This is a genomic window from Micromonospora costi, from assembly GCF_003626655.1.
Taxonomy (GTDB): domain Bacteria; phylum Actinomycetota; class Actinomycetes; order Mycobacteriales; family Micromonosporaceae; genus Micromonospora; species Micromonospora costi.
Window position 1 is genome coordinate 1,000,082 of record NZ_RBAN01000001.1, and the last position, 21,097, is coordinate 1,021,178.

Annotated in this window: 18 protein-coding genes; 1 reads left to right on the plus strand and 17 read right to left on the minus strand. The window is 73.7% G+C overall.

Annotated features, from left to right (window positions below; translation table 11 throughout):
• Positions 1-4: 4 nt before the first annotated feature.
• Positions 5-1,252 carry a sugar ABC transporter substrate-binding protein gene (locus tag D7193_RS04500; RefSeq protein WP_120778060.1) on the minus strand — a complete coding sequence of 416 codons (1,248 nt, stop codon included), beginning with the start codon at positions 1,250-1,252 and terminating at the stop codon, positions 5-7.
• 25 nt (positions 1,253-1,277) lie between these two features.
• Complete coding sequence (locus tag D7193_RS04505) at positions 1,278-2,270, minus strand: LacI family DNA-binding transcriptional regulator (RefSeq protein WP_120778061.1); 993 nt, start codon at positions 2,268-2,270, stop codon at positions 1,278-1,280.
• Between the two features lie 145 nt (positions 2,271-2,415).
• Here D7193_RS04505 and D7193_RS04510 point away from each other — a divergent pair, with 145 nt between their 5' ends.
• The gene (locus D7193_RS04510; RefSeq protein ID WP_120778062.1) at positions 2,416-4,533 is read left to right on the plus strand and encodes an amylo-alpha-1,6-glucosidase; all 2,118 of its coding nucleotides are present in this window, start codon (positions 2,416-2,418) and stop codon (positions 4,531-4,533) included.
• Between the two features lie 83 nt (positions 4,534-4,616).
• On the opposite strand, the gene D7193_RS04515 is transcribed toward D7193_RS04510, so the two are convergent.
• The 15 genes from D7193_RS04515 to infB all read right to left on the minus strand — a co-directional run bounded on the left by D7193_RS04515 (position 4,617) and on the right by infB (position 21,040).
• Positions 4,617-5,096 carry a GNAT family N-acetyltransferase gene (locus tag D7193_RS04515; protein ID WP_120778063.1) on the minus strand — a complete coding sequence of 160 codons (480 nt, stop codon included), beginning with the start codon at positions 5,094-5,096 and terminating at the stop codon, positions 4,617-4,619.
• Between the two features lie 49 nt (positions 5,097-5,145).
• Positions 5,146-5,919, minus strand: coding sequence for a 4-hydroxy-tetrahydrodipicolinate reductase (gene dapB, locus D7193_RS04520; RefSeq protein ID WP_120778064.1), 774 nt, complete (start codon positions 5,917-5,919; stop codon positions 5,146-5,148).
• A 187-nt stretch (positions 5,920-6,106) separates the two neighbouring features.
• On the minus strand, positions 6,107-7,546 hold the full coding sequence (locus D7193_RS04525; protein ID WP_377456400.1) for a M16 family metallopeptidase: 1,440 nt from the start codon (positions 7,544-7,546) through the stop codon (positions 6,107-6,109).
• 95 nt (positions 7,547-7,641) lie between these two features.
• Positions 7,642-9,999, minus strand: a complete 2,358-nt coding sequence (locus tag D7193_RS04530; RefSeq protein ID WP_120779262.1) for a polyribonucleotide nucleotidyltransferase — start codon at positions 9,997-9,999, stop codon at positions 7,642-7,644.
• A gap of 227 nt (positions 10,000-10,226) precedes the next feature.
• On the minus strand, positions 10,227-10,496 hold the full coding sequence (gene rpsO / locus D7193_RS04535; protein WP_043962418.1) for a 30S ribosomal protein S15: 270 nt from the start codon (positions 10,494-10,496) through the stop codon (positions 10,227-10,229).
• A 315-nt stretch (positions 10,497-10,811) separates the two neighbouring features.
• Positions 10,812-11,741: a bifunctional riboflavin kinase/FAD synthetase gene (locus tag D7193_RS04540; RefSeq protein ID WP_120778066.1), complete on the minus strand. Its 930-nt coding sequence runs from the start codon at positions 11,739-11,741 to the stop codon at positions 10,812-10,814.
• 78 nt (positions 11,742-11,819) lie between these two features.
• Entirely contained in the window at positions 11,820-12,704 is an 885-nt protein-coding gene (gene truB, locus D7193_RS04545) for a tRNA pseudouridine(55) synthase TruB (RefSeq protein ID WP_120779263.1), read from the minus strand.
• A gap of 62 nt (positions 12,705-12,766) precedes the next feature.
• Positions 12,767-14,119, minus strand: a complete 1,353-nt coding sequence (locus D7193_RS04550) for an MATE family efflux transporter (protein ID WP_120778067.1) — start codon at positions 14,117-14,119, stop codon at positions 12,767-12,769.
• A gap of 51 nt (positions 14,120-14,170) precedes the next feature.
• Positions 14,171-14,725, minus strand: a complete 555-nt coding sequence (locus tag D7193_RS04555) for a P-loop NTPase family protein (RefSeq protein WP_120778068.1) — start codon at positions 14,723-14,725, stop codon at positions 14,171-14,173.
• 503 nt (positions 14,726-15,228) lie between these two features.
• Complete coding sequence (locus D7193_RS04560; protein WP_174242586.1) at positions 15,229-15,438, minus strand: DUF6186 family protein; 210 nt, start codon at positions 15,436-15,438, stop codon at positions 15,229-15,231.
• Positions 15,438-15,845: a hypothetical protein gene (locus D7193_RS04565; RefSeq protein ID WP_120778070.1), complete on the minus strand. Its 408-nt coding sequence runs from the start codon at positions 15,843-15,845 to the stop codon at positions 15,438-15,440. The genes D7193_RS04560 and D7193_RS04565 overlap by 1 nt, the downstream gene beginning before the upstream one ends.
• A 76-nt stretch (positions 15,846-15,921) precedes the next feature.
• Positions 15,922-16,992, minus strand: coding sequence for a DHH family phosphoesterase (locus D7193_RS04570; protein WP_120778071.1), 1,071 nt, complete (start codon positions 16,990-16,992; stop codon positions 15,922-15,924).
• Positions 16,989-17,474 (minus strand): 30S ribosome-binding factor RbfA, encoded by a 486-nt coding sequence (gene rbfA / locus D7193_RS04575; RefSeq protein WP_120779264.1) that lies wholly within the window; start codon positions 17,472-17,474, stop codon positions 16,989-16,991. Before rbfA ends, D7193_RS04570 begins: the two co-directional genes overlap by 4 nt.
• 166 nt (positions 17,475-17,640) lie before the next feature.
• On the minus strand, positions 17,641-17,934 hold the full coding sequence (locus tag D7193_RS04580) for a DUF503 domain-containing protein (protein ID WP_120778072.1): 294 nt from the start codon (positions 17,932-17,934) through the stop codon (positions 17,641-17,643).
• Positions 17,935-18,025: 91 nt separating this feature from the next.
• Positions 18,026-21,040 (minus strand): translation initiation factor IF-2, encoded by a 3,015-nt coding sequence (gene infB, locus D7193_RS04585; protein ID WP_120778073.1) that lies wholly within the window; start codon positions 21,038-21,040, stop codon positions 18,026-18,028.
• Positions 21,041-21,097 lie beyond the last annotated feature (57 nt).

A 21,097-nucleotide genomic window follows, 5' to 3' on the forward strand; every position in this document is an offset into this window, starting at 1 on the left:
CACCTCAGCCGCCGAGCGCCGCCTTGGCGTTCTTGTCGAAGTTCGCGAGGATGGTCTTCGGGTCACCGGTGCCCAGGCCCTGGAGGCCGGCCTCGAGGTCCCGCAGCACGCTGTCCATCTTCGGGGCGTTCACCGGGCCCTGCGCGTACGCGACGCCGTCGATGAACGGCTTGTCGGCCGGGAATGCGGTGGTGTACTGGTCGCGGACGGACTGCCGGGACGGCATGACGCCGAACGCGGTCGCGAAGGCCATCTGCTGCTCGCCGCTGGTCATGGCCTCGACGAACTTGATCGCCTGCTCCTTGTACTTCGACTTCGCGGCGATGCCCCAGCACTGGGTGAAGGAGAGCGTGCCCTGCCCCTTCGGGCCGGCCGGCAGCGGGACGACCTTGTACTTCACGTTCGGGAAGTCGTTCTGCAGGGCGCCCTTGATCCAGTTGCCCTCGATGGTCATCACGGCCTTGCCCTTGCCGAACGCCTCACCGGACCAGCCGGCGTCCAGCTGCTTCGGGTACTGCGCCAGACCGCTGGTCAGCAGGGTCTTGACGTACTGGAGGGCGGCCAGGTTCTCCGGGGTGTCGGCGGTGGGCTGCTTGCCGTCGTCGCTCATGAGCCAGCCGCCGTTCTGCACCATGAACGCGCCGATCCGGTCGCGGGTGTCGCCCAGGGCCAGCGGCACCTGCCCCTTCGCCTTGATCTTCTGGGCGGTGGCGGTGAGCTGGTCCCAGGTGGTGGGGACGTCGGCGTCGGTGAGGCCGGCCTTCGCCCAGAGGTCGGTGTTGATCTCCAGCGCGAGGGTGGAGAAGTCCTTCGGCGCGCAGTAGAGCTTGCCGTCGTACGTGAAGGCGGTGCGCAGGCTCTCGTAGAAGTCACCGGTGTTGCTGATCTTGTCGCCGTACGGCTCCAGCGCGCCCACGCTCGCGTAGTCGGCGAACCGGGTGGCGTCGACGTAGAAGACGTCGGGCGGGGTGCCGCCAGCGAGGGCCTGGCCGAGCTGCTGGGTGAGGTCCTGCGCGGGCGTCACCGTGGCGGTGTTGCCGGAGCTGCTGGCCCACTTCGCCGCCGCGTCCTGCACCGCCTTGGTCTCGGCGTCGCCGGAGGAGCCGATCAGGATCTGCAGGCTGGCCGGGCCACTGGACTGGTTGGCGTCGCCGGAGTTGTCGTCGAAGCCGCTGCCACAGGCGGCGGTGCCGAGCAGCGCGACGGCGGCGAGGCCGGCCACCGCCGCCCGGGCGAGGTGTCGAGGTGCCATCTGGTTCTCCTGGTTGGGGGATGGGTTACGCGGTGTGCCGACGTACCAGCGAGGGCTGGAGCAGCACGGGTGCGGGTGTCTGCTGGTGGCCGTCGAGGACCGCGGTGAGCAGGTCCACGCAGCGCGCGGCGGCCTCGCCGAGGGGCTGGCTGACGCTGGTCAGCCCGATCGCGGCGGCGACCGGGGTGTCGTCGAAGCCGACCACCGCGGCCTCCACCCCGGCCGCGCGTACGGCCTGGAGCGCGCCGAGGGCGAGCGAGTCGCTGGCACAGACCACGGCGGTCGGCGGCTCGGCGCCGGAGAGCAGATCGCGCATCGACCGCTCGCCCTCGGCGATGCTGTCCTCGGTCTCCCGGTCGAGCCCGGCCGGGTCGACCCCGGCCGCCCGGAGCGCCGCCCGCCAGCCGGAGCGCCGGTCGTCGCCGACGCCGGAGCCCGCGGGCCAGCCGAGGAAGCCGATCCGCCGGTGGCCGTGGGCCAGCAGGTGGTCGGTGGCCTGCGCCGTGCCGGCCGCGCCGTCGACGTCGACCCAGGGGTGGGCCGCGGGGTCGTCCCAGGGGCGGCCGAACGTCACGAACGCCACGCCCCGGTCGGCCAGCCACGCCGTCCGCGGGTCGCCGTGGTCGGTGCCGGTCAGCACGAAACCGTCCAGGTCGTACGCGCTGAGCAGGTCGTCGTACGTGGTGATCTCCCGCTCGGTGTCGCTCGCGGTGTAGAGCATCGTGCGGTAGCCGGCCGCCTCCGCGGTCTCGGTGAGGCCGTGCAGGAAGCGGTCGAGCACCGAGCCGTTGATGCCGTCACGGGTCGGCTCGATACGGACGGCGATCAGGCGGGAACGGCCGGTACGCATCTGTCGGGCGGCCTGGCTGGCGCGGTAGCCGAGTGCGGAGATCGCCTCCTGGACCCGCTGCCGGGTCTCCTCCCGCACGATGTGCGGCGCGTTGAGCACGTTGGACACGGTCTGGCGGCTCACACGGGCGTGCCGGGCCACCGTCGCGATGGTCACCTTTTCGGCCACAAAATCCCTCTCGCCATCTTGAACGATCCAAATTGGATACGGCAGGATTAGATCGTTCAAGTTTCTGGAATGTTTCGCACTCTGCACCGACGAGGAACGAGTTGTCAAGACGTCGTTCCGCAGCGACAGGATCTGGAGCCACACCGTGACCGAACGCCAACTGCAACCCCTGCTGCACGAGCTCGTGGGGGTCGTGCTGGCCCCCACCAGCACGCTGGGGGACGCGGCCGGGCAGATCCGCCCGACCGGAGTCCAGGGCGTCTTCCACGCCGACGCCCGGGTGCTCTCCCGGGCCGAGCTGCGCGTCGACGACCGGGAACCGGAAGGGCTCACCCGGGGCCCCGCCGGGCCGCACGGCGTACGCTTCGTCGGCCTCGCCCGCTGGCTCGGCGACCCGGGGCCGGACCCGACCGTCCGGGTCGAACGCCTCCGCCGCGTCTCGCCCGGCGGGCTCACCGAGGAGCTGCGGATCGTCTCCACCGCCTCGGTGCCGGTACGGGCCACCGTCACCGTCGAGCTCGGCTGCGACCTGGCCCCCATCGAGGTGGTCAAGACCGGCGGCGCCACCGAGCCGCTGGAGGCCAAGACCGGCCAGCCCGGCCGACTCGTCTGGTCGGCCGCGGGCATCACGGTCACCGTGACCGCCGAGGGCGCCACGGTCGACGCCACCGGCGTGCGGGCCACCGCGCCCCGGCTGAGCTGGCCGGTCGACCTGCCACCCCGTGGCGAGTCGGTGCTGCGCTGGGGGCTCACGGTCGAGGACCCGCGCGCCGTGGTGGTCTGCCCACCCGGAGAGCCCGCCTGGTCCCGGGCCACGTTGCGCGCCGACGACCGGCGGCTCGTCCGCCTCCTCGACCGCAGCCTCGACGACCTGCGAGGGCTGCGGCTGGCCGAGACCGGCGCCCCGGCGGACGTCTTCCTCGGCGCCGGGGTGCCCTGGTTCCTCACCCTGTTCGGCCGCGACAGCCTCTGGGCCGCCCGGATGATGCTGCCGCTGGGCACCGACCTGGCCGCCGGCACGCTGCGGGTGCTCGCCCGGCGGCAGGGCACCCGGGTCGACCCGGCCAGCGGCGAGGCGCCCGGCAAGATCCTGCACGAGCTGCGGCGGCACGAGTTCGCCCCCGGCGACGGCCTGCGGCTCCCGCCCGCCTACTACGGCACCGTCGACGCCACCATGCTCTGGGTCAACCTGCTGCACGACGCCTGGCGCTGGGGGCTGCCCGCCGACCAGGTCGAGCCGCTGCTACCGCACCTCGACGCGGCGTTGGGTTGGCTCGCCGAGCACGCCGACGCCGATGGCGACGGGCTCGTCGAGTACATCGACACCCTGGGCCACGGCCTGGCCAACCAGGGCTGGAAGGACTCCGGCGACGCCGTCCGGTTCCGCGACGGCACCCTGGCCGCGCCGCCCATCGTCCTGGCCGAGGTGCAGGGGTACGCGCACGAGGCCGCGGTGAACGGCGCCGCGCTGCTCGACGCGTTCGGTCGGCCCGGCGGCGAGCGCTGGCGCGAGTACGCCGCGCGGCTGGCCGGGCGGTTCCGGGCCGCGTTCTGGGTGGACGGGCCGTACGGGCCGCAGCCGGCGCTCGCCCTCGACCGGGACAAGCGGCCCGTCGACTCGCTGACCAGCAACATCGGTCACCTGCTGGGCACCGGCCTGCTCACCGCCGACGAGGAGGCGCAGGTGGCCCGGCTGCTCGCCACCGAGGCGCTGTCCGGCGGGTACGGGCTGCGCACCATGTCGACCGACGACGCCGGCTTCAGCCCGCTGTCGTACCACTGCGGTTCGGTCTGGACCCACGACACCGCGATCGTGCTCGCCAACCTGGCCCGGGCCGGCTTCCGGGACGCCGCACTCGGCCTCGCCGACGGGCTGCTGGGCGCCGCCGAGTCGTTCGACTACCGCCTGCCCGAGCTGTACGGCGGTGACGACCGTGAGCTGCTGGGCCGCCCGGCACCGTACCCGGCGGCGTGCCGCCCGCAGGCCTGGGCCGCGGCCGGGGCGGTGCTGCTGCTCCAGGCCGCCGCGGGGCTCTACCCCGACGTGCCGGGTGGCACCGTCCGGCTCGCCCCGCTGGCCGGCCCGGAGCTGGGCGCGGTCGCGGTGGAGCGCCTGACGGTCGCCGGCGCCCCGGTCGGCGTGACCGTCGACCGCACCGGCCACCCGACGGTGACGGGCCTGCCGGCCCACCTGACGGTGGAGACCCCCGCTCCCGTCCCGGCCCAACGCCCGGCCCCGACCGACCGCCCCGTCCCGGCGTAGCCCCTCGGTCTCCCGCGGCCTTCCCCTGTCGATCATGAAGTTGTTGTCGCCCGCCTCGGCGTGTCGCGACAACAACTTCATGATCACCGGGGTGGGGCGCCGAGTTCGGCGACGACTTCGTCGTCCTCCATGGCGCCCGTCGGGTGGAAGCCGAGGGCGGTGTAGAGGGCGGCGGCCGCGGTGTTCTCCGGGTGGTACGCGAGCCGGACGGCCGGGTGCCCCTCGCGGGCGGCCAGCCAGCCGGCGAGCGTGGCCACCGCGGCGCGTCCGATCCCCCGCCCCTGCTCGGACGCGTCGATGACCATGCCACCGATCCAGTGCGAGCCGTCGTCGTCGACGCCCCACATGACGTGGCCCACGACCGTCTCGTCCGCGTACACGGCGAGGGACGTCCACACGTCACTGCGCATGGTCAGCAGCAGGTACCGGGCGGCGAGGGCCGGCACCCAGTCGCGCTGGTCGTCGCGGGGCGCCACGTCGGCCACGACCCGCCAGTTGTCGTCGTCCACCGGTCGCAGGGTGACGGCGCGCCCCGCCCGGTCGTGGTGTCCGGCGTCGATCATCGGGGCAGCCTAGGGTCCGCCCCGGCGCGACGCCACCGGCTTTCGCCGCTCAGTCGAGCAGGGGGTCCAGGCCGACGGTGAGACCGGGGCGGTTGCGCACCGCGCGGACGGCCAGCAGCACTCCGGGCATGAACGAGGCCCGGTCGTACGAGTCGTGCCGGATGGTCAGCGTCTCGCCCGTGGTGCCGAAGAGCACCTCCTGGTGGGCGACCAGCCCGGTGGCCCGTACGGCGTGGACGCGGATCCCGTCGATCTCGGCGCCCCGGGCACCCGGCACCTCGTCCTTCGTGGCGTCTGGCACCGGCCCGAGACCGGCCTCGGCGCGGGCCTGGGCGATCTGGCGGGCGGTGTGAGTGGCGGTGCCGCTCGGCGCGTCGAGCTTGCGCGGGTGGTGCTGCTCGATGATCTCGACGGACTCGAAGTGCCGGGCCGCCCGCGCGGCGAACTGCATCATGAGCACGGCGCCGATGCCGAAGTTGGGCGCGATCACCACGCCCACCCCGGGCTTGCGGGCCAGCCAGCCCCGCACCCGCTCCAGCCGCTGCTCGGTGAAGCCGGTCGTGCCGACCACCGCGTTGATGCCCTGGTCGATGCACCAGTGCAGGTTGTCCATGACGACGTCCGGGGTGGTGAAGTCCACGACCACCTCGGCGGCGGCGTCGGACGCGGCGAACAGGCCGTCGCCCTGGTCGATCATGGCCACCAGCTCCATGTCGGCGGCGGCGTCGACGGCCTTGCACACCTCGACGCCCATCCGGCCCCGGGCACCCAGGACGCCGACCCGCAGCGGCTCGGCCGGGTTTCTCTCCTGCTCGTCAGTCACGGGGCACAACCTATCCCAATCAGGACGCCCTCACCCCGCCGGACCAACCCCAGCCCCACCCGTGGTCGCCCGCGCGGGCCGCGACGCGCCCACCCCGTCGATCATGCACTTGTGGTGGGTGACAAAGGACGCAACACCGGGCGAGCCAGGCACCACGACTGCATGATCGACGCCGCGGTGGGGCGGGTCAGGGCGTTGTGAAGTCGCTCTGGCCGAAGGGGCCGACCACCGCCAGGGACATCGGGCGGGCCAGCAGGTCGGCGGCGAGCCTGTTGACGTCCTCGACGGTCACCGCGTCCACCCGGGCGAGCAGTTCGTCCACCGGCATGAGGTCGCCGTACAGCAGCTCACCCTTGGCCAGGCGGCTCATCCGCGAGCCGGTGTCCTCCAGGCCCAGCACGAACGACCCCTTGGACATCCCCTTGCCCCGGGCCACCTCGGCCTCGGTCAGGCCCTCGGCGGCCACCCGGGCCAGCTCGGCGCGGGTCAGTTCCAGCACCTCGTCGACCTTGCCCGGCGCGCAGCCGGCGTAGACGGCGAACAGGCCGGCGTCGGCGTACTGGCTCGCATAGGAGTAGACCGAGTAGGCCAGGCCCCGCTGCTCGCGGATCTCCTGGAACAGCCGGCTCGACATGCCACCGCCGAGCACGTTGTTCAGCACACCGAGGGCGAACCGGCGGTCGTCCATGCGGTCGATGCCCGGGCAGCCGAGGATGATGTGGGCCTGCTCGGTCTCCTTCGGCTCCACGAGCGTGGTGGCGGGCCGGGTGCGTACGGCCGGGGTCGCCGCGCGGTGCGGCGCCGGCGCGGCCGGGTCGGTGTCCAGCGGGGTGCCGCGAAGCGCCTGCCGGACCAGCTTGACCACGGCCGCGTGGTCCAGGTTCCCGGCGGCGGCCACGACGATCTGCGGGGCCGCGTAGTGCCGGCGGTAGAAGCTCTGGATCTGCCGCCGGGTCATCGGGGTGACCGTCTCCTCGGTGCCGGAGATCAGCCTCCCCAATGGGTGGTCGCCGTAGACGACCCGGGCGAAGAGGTCGTGCACCTCGTCGCCGGGCTCGTCGTCGTGCATGGCGATCTCCTCGAGGATCACGCCCCGCTCGGTCTCCACGTCCGCCGCCTCCAGGACGGAGTCGGCCACGAGGTCGCACATGACGTCGATGGCCAGCGGCAGGTCCTCGTCGAGCACCCGCGCGTAGTAGCAGGTGTACTCCTTGGTGGTGAACGCGTTGGTCTCGCCGCCCACCGCCTCGATGGCCGAGGAGATCTCCAGCGCGCTGCGCTTGCGGGTGCCCTTGAAAAGCAGGTGCTCCAGGAAGTGGGCCGCCCCCGACTGCGGGCCGGTCTCGTCGCGGGAGCCGACCGACACCCAGATGCCGAACGAGACGCTGCGCATCGCCGGGATCGCCTCGGTGAGCACGCGCAGCCCGCTGGGCAGCACGGTACGGCGTACCGTGCCGCCCAACGGGTCCTCGCTGATGGTCCGGGTCACTGCCCGGCCGGCGCCGCCGGAACGGGCCGCGCCACCGGAACCGGCCTCACCACCGGAACGGGCCGGGCCGGCTGCGCGGGCCGACGCGCCAAAGTGGGAAGGCCCGCCGGGGTGGGAAGCCCCGCCGAACGGCGCCACCCCCCGTCGATCCCGTGGAAACGGCGCACGATCGGCCCGACTCACGTATTGCTCCCAGATCGACGAGGGGTGGGGGTGCTGCGCTGCGGAACCGGTCAGCTGTGCCGGGTCCGGCGGCGCGGACGCGACTCGCCGCCGCCCTCGCCGCCCTCGCCCCGCTCCGGCCCACGGCCGCCGCGCTCCCGGTCACCGCGGTCACGCGGGGCCCGGTCGCCGCGGTCGCGGCCGGCGGGGCGCTCGCCACCGGCGGCCTCGGGGGCGGCCGGCGCCTCGGCGCCCTCGGGGCGGACCTTGTCCAGGTAGATCTTGCCGCGCTGGTCGATGTCGGCGATCTCCACCTCGACGCGGTCACCCACGTTGAGGAAGTCCTCGACCTTCTCGACCCGCTTGCCGTCGCCCACCTTGGAGATGTGCAGCAGGCCGTCCCGGCCCGGCAGGAGCGAGATGAACGCGCCGAACGCGGCCGTCTTCACCACCGTGCCGAGGAACCGGTCGCCGACCTTGGGCAGCGTCGGGTTCGCGATCGCGTTGATCCGCTCCACGGCCGCCTGGGCGGACGGGCCGTTGGTCGCACCGACGTAGATCGTGCCGTCGTCCTCGATCGAGATCTCGGCGCCGGTCTCGTCCTGGATCGCGTTGATGGTCTGGCCCTTGGGGCCGATCACCATGCCGATCTTGTCGACCGGGATCTTCACGGTGGTGACCCGCGGCGCGTAGTCGCTCATCGTGGCCGGGCCCTCGATCGCCGACTGCATCACGTCGAGGATCGTCTGCCGGGCCTCGTGCGCCTGCTGGAGCGCGCCGGCCAGCACGTCCGAGGGGATGCCGTCGAGCTTCGTGTCGAGCTGGAGCGCGGTCACGAAGTCCCGCGTGCCGGCGACCTTGAAGTCCATGTCGCCGAACGCGTCCTCGGCGCCGAGGATGTCGGTCAGCGTCACGTACTGGGTCTTGCCGTCGACCTCGTCGGAGATGAGGCCCATGGCGATGCCGGCCACCGGCGCCTTCAGCGGCACACCCGCGGAGAGCAGACCCAGGGTCGACGCGCAGACCGAACCCATCGAGGTCGAGCCGTTGGAGCCGACCGCCTCGGAGACCTGCCGGATGGCGTACGGGAACTCCTCGCGCGACGGCAGCACCGGGATGAGCGCCCGCTCGGCGAGCGCGCCGTGACCGATCTCGCGCCGCTTCGGCGAGCCGACCCGGCCGGTCTCACCGGTCGAGTACGGCGGGAAGTTGTAGTTGTGCATGTAGCGCTTGGACTTCTCCGGGGAGAGCGTGTCCAGTGCCTGCTCCATGCGCAGCATGTTGAGCGTGGTGACACCCAGGATCTGGGTCTCGCCGCGCTCGAAGAGCGCCGAGCCGTGCACGCGGGGCAGCACACCGACCTCGGCGGTCAGCGGGCGGATGTCGCGCGGGCCGCGGCCGTCGATGCGGACCTGCTCGCGCAGCACCCGGCTGCGGACCTCGGACTTGGTCAGCGAGCGGAACGCCGCGGAGAGCTCCTTCTCCCGGCCCTCGAAGCGCGGGCCGAGCTCCTCGGCGACCCGGGCCTTGACCCGGTCCAGGGCCTCCTCGCGGTCGGCCTTGCCGGCGATCTTGAGAGCCTCGGCGACGTCGGCGCGGGCCAGGTCGGCTACGGCGTCGTACGCGTCGTCCTGGTAGTCCAGGAACACCGGGAACTCGGCGACCGGCTTGGCGGCCACGTCGGCCAGCTCGCTCTGCGCGCGGCACAGCTCACGGATGGCGGGCTTGGCGGCCTCGAGGCCGCTGGCCACGATCTCCTCGGTCGGGGCGGGGGCGCCACCGGCGACCAGCGCCACGGTGTGCTCGGTGGCCTCGGCCTCGACCATCATGATCGCGACGTCGCCGTCGGGCAGGGCGCGGCCGGCCACCACCATGTCGAAGGTGGCGCGGGCCAGCTCCTCGTACGTCGGGAAGGCGACCCACTGGCCGTCGATGTGGGCCATCCGGGTCGCCCCGATCGGGCCGGAGAACGGCAGGCCGGACAGCTTCGTCGACATCGAGGCGGCGTTGATCGCCACCACGTCGTACGGGTGCTGCGGGTCGAGCGCGAGGACGGTCTCGACGACCTGGACCTCGTTGCGCAGGCCCTTGACGAACGACGGGCGCAGCGGCCGGTCGATCAGCCGGCAGGTGAGGATCGCGTCCTCGCTCGGCCGGCCCTCGCGGCGGAAGAACGAGCCGGGGATCCGGCCCGCGGCGTACATCCGCTCCTCCACGTCCACGGTCAGCGGGAAGAAGTCGAACTGCTCCCGCGGCTGCTTGCTGGCGGTGGTGGCGGAGAGGACGACGGTCTCGCCCAGCTGGGCGACGACCGAGCCGGCGGCCTGGCGGGCCAGCCGGCCGGTGGAGAAGGTGATCTCACGGGTGCCGAAGGACCCGTTGTCGATCACGGCGGTGCGGGATTCGGTGCCGAGTTTGGTCTCGGTCATGGTGCGGTCGTGCTCCTTCACGTCGGGGGCTCGCGACGCGGGGGGCTGCTCAGACGGCCGGTCTTCGATCGAAGCGCCCGGGATTCGGCGGGGTGCCGGGACCCGGAGGCCACTACCGGAGACCGGGTACTGACCGGCTCCCTGCTCGGGTGGTCGCGTTGCCCTGGTCTCTTCCTGTGGTGTGCGGAAACGGGGGGAGCGGCCGGATGGCCACTCCCCCCGTCACGTCACCGACGCAGACCGAGCCGCTCGATGAGCGACCGGTAGCGGTTGATGTCCTTCTTCTGGACGTAGTTGAGCAGCCGACGGCGACGGCCGACCAGCAGCAGCAGCCCACGGCGGCTGTGGTGGTCGTGCTTGTGCACCTTCAGGTGCTCGGTGAGCTCGGCGATCCGCTTGGTGAGGACCGCGACCTGCACCTCCGGCGAACCGGTGTCGCCCTCGGCGGTCGCGTACTCCGCGCGGATCTTGGCCTTGGCTTCCTGGTCGAGCGCCATGTTCTCCCTGTTTCGATGGGTTGATCAATGAGGTCCGTCGTTCCGGTCGATGGACCGGACCCGGACCGGCACCTCGCACCCGCGGCGTCGAGCAGGCACGCGAGGCCCCACGTCGGTCGTCCGACGTCCCCGTCAGACTACCAGCCATCGCCGGCACGCCCCGGTCAAGGGCCGCGCGCACGGGCGTGCCGTACCCCGAAGATCCCGTGGGAGCGCGACCAGGCCACCAGGCCGACGCGACCGAACCGGCCCGCCGACGCGACCAGGCCCGCCCGCGGCCAAGCCGGTCCGCGCGGCGCGGCGGGTCGAGCACGGTCAGGCGAGCGCGGCCCGGGCCCGCTCCACGTCCTGGTGCATCTGGGCGATCAGCGGCTCGACCGAGTCGTACCGGATCTGGCCGCGCAGGTGCGCCACGAAGTCCAGCGCCAGCCGCTCGCCGTACAGGTCGCCGTCGAAGTCGAGCACGTACGCCTCGACCCGCCGCTCCCGGCCGGAGAACGTGGGGTTGGTGCCGACCGAGACCGCCGCCATGAGCGGCTCCCGCTGGCCCCGGCGCACCAGGCGGGCCGCGTACACCCCGTCGGCCGGGATCGCCGCGTACCGGTGGCAGAGCAGGTTGGCGGTGGGGAAGCCGAGTTCCCGCCCCCGCTGGTCGCCCCGGACCACCACGCCCTCGACCCGGTGCGGCCGGCCCAGCGCCGCCGCGGCCGCGCCCACGTCGCCGGCGTCGACGCACGAGCGGATGTACGTCGAGGAGAAGACAGTGCCGTCCCCGGCCACCAGCGGGGCGCCCTCCACCCCGAAGCCGAAGGTGCGGCCCAGGCGTTCCAGCAGCGCCACGTCACCGGCGGCGCGGTGGCCGAAGCGGAAGTTGTCCCCCACCACGACCAGCGCCGCGTGCAGGTGCTCGACCAGGACGTCGTGCACGAACGCCTCCGCCGGGAGGCGCGAGAAGTCCGGCGTGAACGGCACCACGCAGAGCACGTCGACGCCGAGCGCCTCGATCAGCTCGGCCTTGCGGGCCGGCTCGGTGAGCACCGCCGGGTGGGATCCGGGCCGGACGACCTCCGCCGGGTGCGGGTCGAAGGTGACCACCACCGACTGCACACCCAGCTCGCGGGCCCGCGCGACGGCGTGGCCGATGGTCGCCTGGTGCCCCTTGTGCACCCCGTCGAAGACACCGATGGTCACGACCGAGCGCCCCCACCCGCCGGGCGCCGCGTCGTACCCCCGCCACCGCTGCATGCCGCTCCTTCCCTGCTTCCTGCCGACTCCACCGCCCGGTCCCGTGACCGCTCCGCCGGCTCTCGCCGGCGGGCGCCGTCAGGCCGGGGCGAGCACGATCTCCGCGCGGGCCCGGCCCTCCCGCTCGCTGACGATAGCGATCAAGCCGCCGGCCGGGTCGAACACGGCGTACGGCCCGGCGATGCCGGCCGGATCCAGCGGCCCGCCGTGCGAGAGCACCGTGGCCTCCGCCGCGCTCGCGTCGCGGCGGGGGAAGAACCGGTCGGCCGCCGCGGCGAGCGGCAACGTGACCACCTCCGGCGCGCGTTCCTCCAGCTCGTCGAGCGTGGCGGCCTCGGCCAGCGTGAAACCGCCGACCGCGGTACGCCGCAGCGCCGTGAGGTGCCCGCCGACGCCGAGCGCGAGGCCCGCGTCCCGGGCGATGGCCCGGATGTACGTGCCGGAGGAGCAGGTCACGTCCACGTCCACGTCGACCACGTCGGGCTCGTCTCGCCGGACCGCGAGCAGGTCCAGCCGCGACACGGTGACCCGCCGGGCCGGCAGGTCGACGCTCTCCCCCTCGCGCACCCGCTTGTACGCCCGCTGTCCGTTGACCTTGATGGCGCTCACGGCGCTCGGCACCTGGTCGATCTCGCCGGTCAGCGCGGCGAGCGCGCCGCGGATCGCCTCGTCGGTGACCCGCCCGGCCGGCGTGGTGCGGACGACCTCGCCCTCGGCGTCGTCGGTGACGGTGGCCTGGCCGAGGCGGATCGTGGCCGTGTAGCTCTTCCCCGCGCCGATCACGTACGTCAACAGCCGGGTGGCGCGACCCACGCCGATCACGAGGACCCCGGTCGCCATGGGGTCGAGCGTGCCGCCGTGCCCCACCCGCCGGGTCCGGGCCAGCCGGCGGATCCGGGCCACCACGTCGTGCGACGTCATGCCACCGGGCTTGTCCACCACGATCAGACCGTCTGCGCTCACGACCGCCAAGCCTGCCAGACGCCTTCGGGCGTCCCGCGCGGGACACCGCCGAGCGGCGGAGGTCACGCCGGCGCGCGCGTCCGGCTGTCGTCCCGGACCGCGCCGACGACCACCCAGCCGCCGGAGCGCAGCCGCAGCAGCAGCGCCACCAGCCGGAGCACCACGAAGAGGGTGAGCCCGGCCCAGATGCCGCCGAGCCCCAGGTGCAGGCCGTGGGCCAGCCAGATCGCCGGGAGGAACCCGCCGAGCGCCGCCACCACCGTGAGGTTGCGCAGGTAGCGGACGTCGCCCGCGCCGATCAGCACGCCGTCCAGGGCGAACACCACTCCGGCCAGCGGCTGCATGGCGACGAACCAGGGCCAGGCCACCATGGCCTGCTCGCGTACCAGCGGATCGGAGCTGAACCACGACGGCACGATGCCCGCGCCGGCGGCGATGACCACCGCGAACGCCACGCCGCAGACGCCGCCGAAAAGCGCGATCCGGCGGGCCAGCGCGCGGGCGCCGGCGTCGTCGCCGGCCCCGAGGGCGGCGCCGACCAGCGACTGCGCGGCGATCGCCAGCGCGTCGAGGACCAGCGCCGTGAAGAACCACAGCTGGAGGGCGATCTGGTGCGCGCCGACCGCCGCCGCGCCGAAGCGCGACGCCACGGCGGTCGCGGAGAGGAAGCTGGCCTGGAAGGCCGCGCCGCGGATCAGCAGGTCCCGGCTGAGCACCAGTTGCTGGCGGATCAGCCGCGGCCGGGGCCGCAGCGGGACCCGCTCGGCCACGAGGGCCGCCGCGAAGAGCCCACCGGCGAGCGTCTGGGCGAGCACGTTGGCCACGGCCGAGCCGGCCAGGCCCAGCCCGACCGGGTAGACCAGCAGGGGGCACAGCAGCGCGGAGAGCAGGTTGGGCCCGAGCACGAACAGGAGCGGGCGGCGGGTGTCCTGGATGCCGCGCAGCCACCCGTTGCCGGCGGCCGCGAGCAGCAGGCCCGGTGCGCCGAGCGCCGCGATCCGCAGCCACAGCGCCGCCGCGTCGGCCACCTCGCCGGGGCCGCCCACGAGCGTACGCGCGAGCACCCCGCCGCCGAGCTGCATGCCGACCGCGACCAGGAGCCCGACGCCGAACGCGAGCCAGGACGCCTGCACCCCCTCGGCGACCGCGGCGGCCCGGTCCCCCGACCCGAACCGGCGGGCCGAGCGCCCGGTGGTGCCGTACGCCACCACGGTGCCGAGCCACGCGGTGAGCGTCATGACGGTGCCGCCGACGGCGAGCGCGGCCAGCGGCACCCGACCGAGGTGGCCGACCACGGCGGTGTCGACCAGCACGTAGAGCGGCTCGGCGGCGAGGACGACGAGGGCCGGCAACGCGAGCGCGGCGATCCGGCGCGGCGAGGCGATGGAGGCGGGAGCGGGGGCGGTCTGGCTCATCGCCGCCGATCCTGACACGGGCAACGTAAGGATCGCAAGGCAGGTGATGGCTTACCGCCGATCGCGGACCGGTCCGGCGTCAGCCGGACCCGACGGGTCCGCGGAGAGGGTGTCGACCCAGCGGCGCACCTCGGCGCGGCCGCGCAGCCGGACCATCGGCACCTCCGGGGCGGACGACGCCACCGCGGCGAGCAGACGGGGCCGGGACCGGCGCGGGTAGCGCCACACGTAGCGGAGGAACTGTCCGTCCACCCGCTCGGGGCAGCCGGGCGGCAGGTCGGCGCGGGGCACGCGGCGGTGGAGCCAGCGGCGTCGCAGTACCCGGTACAGGCAGAGCAGCCGGGGCAGGTCGCAGAAGACGAGCAGGTCGGCTCGGGGCAGGCGGAGGTCCAGGGTGCCCGCGTAGTTGCCGTCCATCACCCAGGCGGGCGCGGCGGCGAGCCGGGCGACGCGGTCCCGCCAGAGCGCCGCGTCGGGCGGCGTCCAGCCGGGCTGCCAGTAGTGCGCGTCGAGGTGGACCAGCGGGAGATCGAGCCGGCGGGCGATCTCGCGGGCGAGGGTGGACTTGCCGGCGCCGGCACTGCCGACCACGAGGATCCGGCGCATACGGCGACGGTAACGGCGGCCGGCGAGGACGGGAAGCGGTGCGGGACGGCGGGCGGATGGCCGTCAGGGGACGGGCGAGAGGGCGGTGACGCTGTCGGCGCGGCGCGTCGGCGGCGTCACCGCCGGCGGGTACGCGTCACTGACGGGTGTCCATCGAGGTCTGCAGCGCCCGGCGGGCCTGCTCGCGGGCTTCGTCGGTGGTCTCGGGCTTGGAGGTGGGCTTGCTCGACACGGCGGTGCTCCTTCCAGGGTGCGAGCCGCCGACACACGGCGGCCCTCACGGGCGGTCCTGCGGGACGCCACCGCGGCGGTCCGGGGTCACCGGAGCGGCCGGTCGGGCGGCGTGAGCCCGGGTCGGTCGACCCTGGAGGAGAGCGGCGCCGGGTGCGGCACCACCCTCGACGACCTGCGCCGTCGATGCGACGCCGGCCGTTTCCCAAATTATCGTTCAGGTCCACATGCTGCGCCCGGTTCCCGCCATGTGGACGCCCGGGTGGGTGACGTCAACGCGCCAGGAAGTGCCACCCCAGCCACCACCAGAAGCCGAAGAGTCCGATCCGGCCCACCGGCACGGACCCCACCTCGTAGCGCATCACGTACGCGCAGACCTCGCCGAGCGTCGGGATGCGGGAACCCTCGCGGCGGGCCAGCCACTCGATGGCCGCGAAGAGCGCCAGCGCGGTGACGAAGCCACCGATGGCGAGCGCGCGCATCATCGCCGCACCAGCCCCCAGAACGCGGCCAGCCAGGCGAACCAGGCCCCGGAGCGGACCAGATGGCCCTCCAGGAGCGGGTCGGCGAGCCGGGAGAAGGTGGGGAACTCGTCCCCCACGGCGAGCACGAAGGTCGCCCCCTCGAAGACGCCGAACACCACCACCGGCAGTGCCCACCAGGCCGCTCCGGCGTGGAGCCGCTCCGGCGCCGGCCGGCGCGGCATCCGGTTGCTCAGACCGAGCCAGATCAGCACGCCGCCGGTGCCGAGGGTGTAGAGGTTGGCCTCGGTGGAGAAGGAGGCGAACCGGCCGCCCACGAGGGAGAGGCAGAGCAGTACGGGGATGGAGACGGCGGGACGGTCCCAGGTGCGGGGCATGTCGACCACGAGGTCGCGGGGCTGCTCCATTCCGTGATTCTCCCCGTCCCCAGCGTGCACGGGAAGGCCGACCTGCCCGGAGTCGACCCTGATCCTCTCGGGACGGTCAGTCGGCGGCGGGGATCACGGCGGTGTCGAGCTGCCCCCGGATCCGGTCGACGACCTCCTCGACCGTGCCGCGGCCCGTGAACCCGGCGGCGAACCGGTGCCCGCCCCCGCCGAGCGCGACGGCCACCCGGCTGACGTCGACCCCGCCCTTGCTGCGCAGGGACACCGCCCACTCGGCCGGCGTGGTCTGCTTCACCACGCAGCTCACGTCGGCCTCCGCCGTGCAGCGCACCGAGTCGATGAGCGCCTCCAGCACGTACGGTCGTTGGCCGTGCCGCGCCAGGTCGTCCAGGCCGGCCCAGGTCCAGACGAACCCCCGGCCGCCCGCCGCGGCCGGCTCCAGCCGGGCGCGGCCGAGCGCCTCCCCGAACAGGCGGACCGCGCCGAACGGCCGCGTGTCGAACACGCGCCGCGAGATGTCGCCGGGACGGATGCCCGTGGCCAGGAGTCGGGCGGCCAACTGGTGCACCGCCGGTGTGGTGGCCTCGAACCGGAACGAGCCGGTGTCGGTGGTGAGGGCCACGTACAGGCACTCGGCGATCTCGGCGTCGAGCACCACGCCGAGCCGGCTCAGCAGCTGCTCGGCGACCACGGAGGTGGCCGCGGCACGCGGGTCGACCAGGTTCACCCCACCGAAGCGGGTGTTCGAGGCGTGGTGGTCGAGCACGAGCGCCGCCCCGGCGGTGTCCAGCCGGTCGACCAGCTCACCGAGCCGCGACTCGCTCGCCGCGTCGAAGCAGATCACCAGCTCCGGGTCGGGGTACGCCTCGATCGCCGGCACCAGCAGGTCGAGCCCCGGCAGGCCGCGCAGCGGCTCCGGGACCTCCGGCGGCCCCGGGAACGTCGCCTGCATCCGGTGTACGCCGAGTGAGCGCAGGCCGAGACCGAAGCCGAGCATGCTGCCCAGCGCGTCCCCGTCCGGGTTCACGTGACAGATCAGCAGCACCCGCGCGTCGGCCGACAGGCCGCGGAGCAGCGACTCGGCGGCGGCCCAGTCGTCCGGGGTCGGCCCGGAGCCGGCCGGGGCCGCCTCGACGACGACCCCCGCCGGCCCACCCGACCCGCTCACCGCTGAGCCCCGCCGGCGGGCGGGGTGTCGTCCTCGGTGTCGTCGTCGGAGTCCTCGTCGGTGTCCTCGTCGAGCCGGTACGGCTGCGCGTCACCGGCGTACTGGGCGCTCGCGGCGAGCCGCTGCACCTCGGCGTCGGCGGTGCGGGCCGCCGCGAGCAGGTCGTCGATGTGCTTGACCTGGTCCTGCACGTCGTCGAGGACGAAGGTCAGCGTCGGCGAGTGCCGCAGGCCGAGGGCCTTGCCCACGGTGCTGCGCAGCATGCCCTTGGCGCTCTCCAGCGCCGCGGCCGTGCCCGACTGGGCCGCCGCGTCGCCGAGCACCGTGTAGAAGACCGTGGCGTCACGCAGGTCGGCGGTGATACGCGCGTCGGTGATGGTGATCATGCCGAGCCGCGGGTCCTTGATCTGGCTCCGCACCACCGACGCGACCAGCTCACGCACACGCTCCGCGTGCCGGCGAACCTTGGCCGGATCCGTCATCTCCGCCACCTCCACGGTCTCCCGTTCCCGGCCGGAAACGAGCGGCGCAGCACGCCGCCCCGGGCCCGACCGGCCACCATCTCGAACACTACCCGCGCGCCCTCACCCGGCGCGCGGTGCCGGCGGTGGCGTCACCGGCCGGGCCGGCAGCGGCCACCGCCGCAGGTCAGTCGTCCTCGCCGTAGAGCCGGCGGCGGACGGACAACAGCTCCGTCTCCGGCCGGCCGGCGACCAGACGCTCGCACGAGTCCAGCACCTCGCGCACGTGGGCGGCCTCGGCGGCCACCACGGCCACCGCGATCTCGGCCCGACCGTGCAGGTCGAGCGCACCCACCTCGGCGGCCGAGACCTCGAAGCGGCGCAGCGCCGCCACGATCGGCCGTACGTAGGATCGCTTCGCCTTGAGCGACCGGGAGTCGCCCGGCAGCAGAAGGTCGAACACGGCGGTTCCGGTAAACATCGCCCAGGACGATACCCGCAACCCGCCACACATGATCAAGGGGTTTACGCCTTCCGGCGTAAACCCCCCGACCAGTGTGTTCAGCGCGCGATCAGGCTCGCGGCTTCTCCCGCATCTCGAAGGTCTCGATGATGTCGCCGACCTGGATGTTGTTGTACCCACCCAGGGTCAGACCACACTCGAAGCCCTCCCGGACCTCCGTGGCGTCGTCCTTGAACCGCTTCAGCGAGTTGATCGTGAGGTTGTCCGCCACGACCGCCCCGTCCCGCAGCAGACGCGCCTTCGCGTTGCGGCGGATGAGACCGGAGCGGACGATACAACCGGCGATGTTGCCGATCTTGGACGACCGGAACACGTCGCGGATCTCCGCGCTGCCCAGCTCGACCTCTTCGTACTCCGGCTTGAGCAGCCCCTTGAGCGCGGCGTCGATCTCCTCGATGGCCTGGTAGATGACCGTGTAGTACCGGATCTCCACGCCCTCGCGGTCGGCGATCTCCCGGACCTTGTTGGCGGCCCGGACGTTGAAGCCGATGATCGTGACCGCCTCGGTCGAGGCGCTCGCGAGCATGACGTCGCTCTCGGTGATGGCACCGACGCCCCGGTGGATGATCCTGAGCTGGACCTCCTCGGGGATGTCGAGGTTGAACAGCGCGTCCTCGAGGGCCTCCACCGAACCGGAGACATCGCCCTTGAGCACCAGGTTGAGCGAGGTCTTCTCGCCCTCCTTGAGCTGCTCCATGAGCGTCTCGAGAGTCGCCCGGCCACGGGAGTTGGCGAATGCCGCCGCCCGCCGCCGTGCCTGCCGCTGCTCGGCGATCTGGCGCACCGTGCGGTCGTCCTCGGCCGCCAGGAACGTGTCGCCCGCCCCCGGCACCGCGGTCAGACCGAGCACCATCACCGGACGGGCCGGACCCGCCTCGGCGACCTGGTTGCCGTTCTCGTCGAGCATCGCCCGGACGCGACCGTGCGCGCCACCGGCGACGATCGAGTCGCCCGCCCGCAGGGTGCCCTTCTGCACCAGCACCGTCGCCACCGCACCGCGGCCCTTGTCCAGGTGCGCCTCGATGGCCACACCCTGCGCCGGCCCGTCGATCGGAGCGGTCAGCTCCAGCGACGCGTCGGCGGTCAGCAGGACGGCCTCGAGCAGGTCCTCGATGCCGATGCCCGGCTTGGCGGCCACGTTGACGAACATGGTGTCGCCGCCGTACTCCTCGGCGACCAGGCCGTACTCGGTCAGCTGCTGGCGGACCTTGTCCGGGTTCGCCTCCGGCTTGTCGACCTTGTTGACCGCCACGACGATCGGCACGTCCGCCGCCTTGGCGTGGTTGAGCGCCTCGATCGTCTGCGGCATCACGCCGTCGTCGGCCGCGACCACCAGGATCACGATGTCCGTGACCTGGGCACCACGGGCACGCATGGCGGTGAACGCCTCGTGACCCGGGGTGTCGATGAAGGTGATCGCCCGGTCCTCGCCGTCGTGCGGGACGTGGACCTGGTAGGCGCCGATGTGCTGGGTGATGCCACCCGCCTCGCCGGCCACCACGTTCGCCTTGCGGATCGCGTCGAGCAGCTTGGTCTTACCGTGGTCGACGTGACCCATGACGGTCACCACCGGCGGCCGGCTGACCAGGCGGTCCTCCGCCACCTCGGCGTCCAGGTCGATGTTGAACTGCGCGAGCAGCTCGCGGTCCTCGTCCTCCGGGCTGACGATCTGCACGTCGAAGCCGAGGTGCTCACCCAGCAGGAGCAGGGTGTCGTCAGAGCAGGACTGGGTCGCGGTGACCATCTCGCCCAGGTTGAACATCTCCTGGACCAGCGAACCCGGGTTCGCGTTGATCTTGTCGGCGAAGTCCGAGAGCGAGGCGCCACGGGAGAGCCGGACGACCTGACCCTGACCCCGGGGAGCACCCGAGGACATGGTCGGGGCCGACAGGTTGTCGAACTCCTGTCTGCGCTGCTTCTTGGACTTGCGGCCACGGGTCGGCCGGCCACCCGGACGCCCGAAGGCACCCGCGGCGCCACCGCCACGGCCACGACCGCCGCCACCGGGACGACCGGCGCCACCGGCCGGGGCACCCGGGCGGAAACCGCCGCCGGGAGCACCGCCACCGCCGCCACCGGGACCGCCGCGGTAGCCACCGCCACCGCCGCCACCGGGACCGCCACGGAAGCCACCGCCACCGCCGCCACCGGGACCGCCACGGAAGCCACCACCGCCGCCGGGACGACCTGCGCCGCCACCGGGGCCGCCGCGACCGCCACCGGGGCCGCCGGGGCGACCGGTGGTGGGACGCTGGCTCGGCATGGAAGCCGGGCTGGGCCGCGGCGGCATGGAAGCCGGGCTGGGCCGCGGCGGCATGCCGGCCGGGCTCGGCCGGGGACCGCCGGCACCGGCGGCCGGCGGCCGCTGCTGCTGGCCACCCTGGATGCCGAACGGGTTGTTACCGGCACCGCGCGCCGGCGGACGACCACCCGGTCGGGGACCCGGACCCGGGGTCGGGCCACCGGGACGACCGGCGGCCGGGGTGCCCGGACGCGGCGGCACCGCGTTCGGACCCGGACGCGGACCCGGACGGGGACCACCCTCGGTCGGGGGCTCCCGGCGGACGTTCTCCCGCTGCTGCTGGCGGGCGGCCTGCGCGGCCTTGACCGCGGCCTCCTGCTCAGCCTTGAGGGCGGCGGCGCGTGCCTCGGCAGCCGCCACCTCGATGTCGTGCGCGCTCGCCGGCTTGGCCACCGGGGCCGCCGGCTGCGGCGGACCGGGAACCGGGCCCTTGGGCCGCGGTCCAGCGGGCGTCGCGGCCGGCCGCCGGGGCGGCATCGGCCGCGCCGAAACCCGGGGGGCACCCGGGGTCGGCGTCGGGGAGGGCGTCGGGGTCGGCGCCGGGCTTGCCGGGCTCGGGGCGGCCGCCGCCGGGGCGGACGGCGCCGACGAACCACCGGCGGACGCGACGAATGCGCCACGCAGCCGTCGGGCGACGGGCGCCTCGACGGTGCTGGACGCGGACTTCACGAACTCGCCCATCTCCTTGAGCTTGGCGAGAACGGTCTTGCTTTCGACCCCGAGCTCCTTCGCGAGCTCGTGTACGCGGGCCTTACCTGCCACTGCACTCCTCACTCCGAGGTCGTGCGGGCAGCACCCGCAGCGACCTCACTCGTGCAC

Bases quoted from the DNA above. Each gene is read 5' to 3' on its own strand.
- D7193_RS04500 (WP_120778060.1), bottom strand. From the start codon at position 1,252: ATGGCACCTCGACACCTCGCCCGGGCGGCGGTGGCCGGCCTCGCCGCC.
- D7193_RS04515 (WP_120778063.1), bottom strand. From the start codon at position 5,096: ATGATCGACGCCGGACACCACGACCGGGCGGGGCGCGCCGTCACCCTG.
- D7193_RS04530 (WP_120779262.1), bottom strand. From the start codon at position 9,999: ATGACCGAGACCAAACTCGGCACCGAATCCCGCACCGCCGTGATCGAC.
- rpsO (WP_043962418.1), bottom strand. From the start codon at position 10,496: ATGGCGCTCGACCAGGAAGCCAAGGCCAAGATCCGCGCGGAGTACGCG.
- D7193_RS04540 (WP_120778066.1), bottom strand. From the start codon at position 11,741: ATGCAGCGGTGGCGGGGGTACGACGCGGCGCCCGGCGGGTGGGGGCGC.
- D7193_RS04550 (WP_120778067.1), bottom strand. From the start codon at position 14,119: ATGAGCCAGACCGCCCCCGCTCCCGCCTCCATCGCCTCGCCGCGCCGG.
- D7193_RS04555 (WP_120778068.1), bottom strand. From the start codon at position 14,725: ATGCGCCGGATCCTCGTGGTCGGCAGTGCCGGCGCCGGCAAGTCCACC.
- D7193_RS04560 (WP_174242586.1), bottom strand. From the start codon at position 15,438: ATGCGCGCGCTCGCCATCGGTGGCTTCGTCACCGCGCTGGCGCTCTTC.
- D7193_RS04565 (WP_120778070.1), bottom strand. From the start codon at position 15,845: ATGGAGCAGCCCCGCGACCTCGTGGTCGACATGCCCCGCACCTGGGAC.
- rbfA (WP_120779264.1), bottom strand. From the start codon at position 17,474: ATGACGGATCCGGCCAAGGTTCGCCGGCACGCGGAGCGTGTGCGTGAG.
- D7193_RS04580 (WP_120778072.1), bottom strand. From the start codon at position 17,934: ATGTTTACCGGAACCGCCGTGTTCGACCTTCTGCTGCCGGGCGACTCC.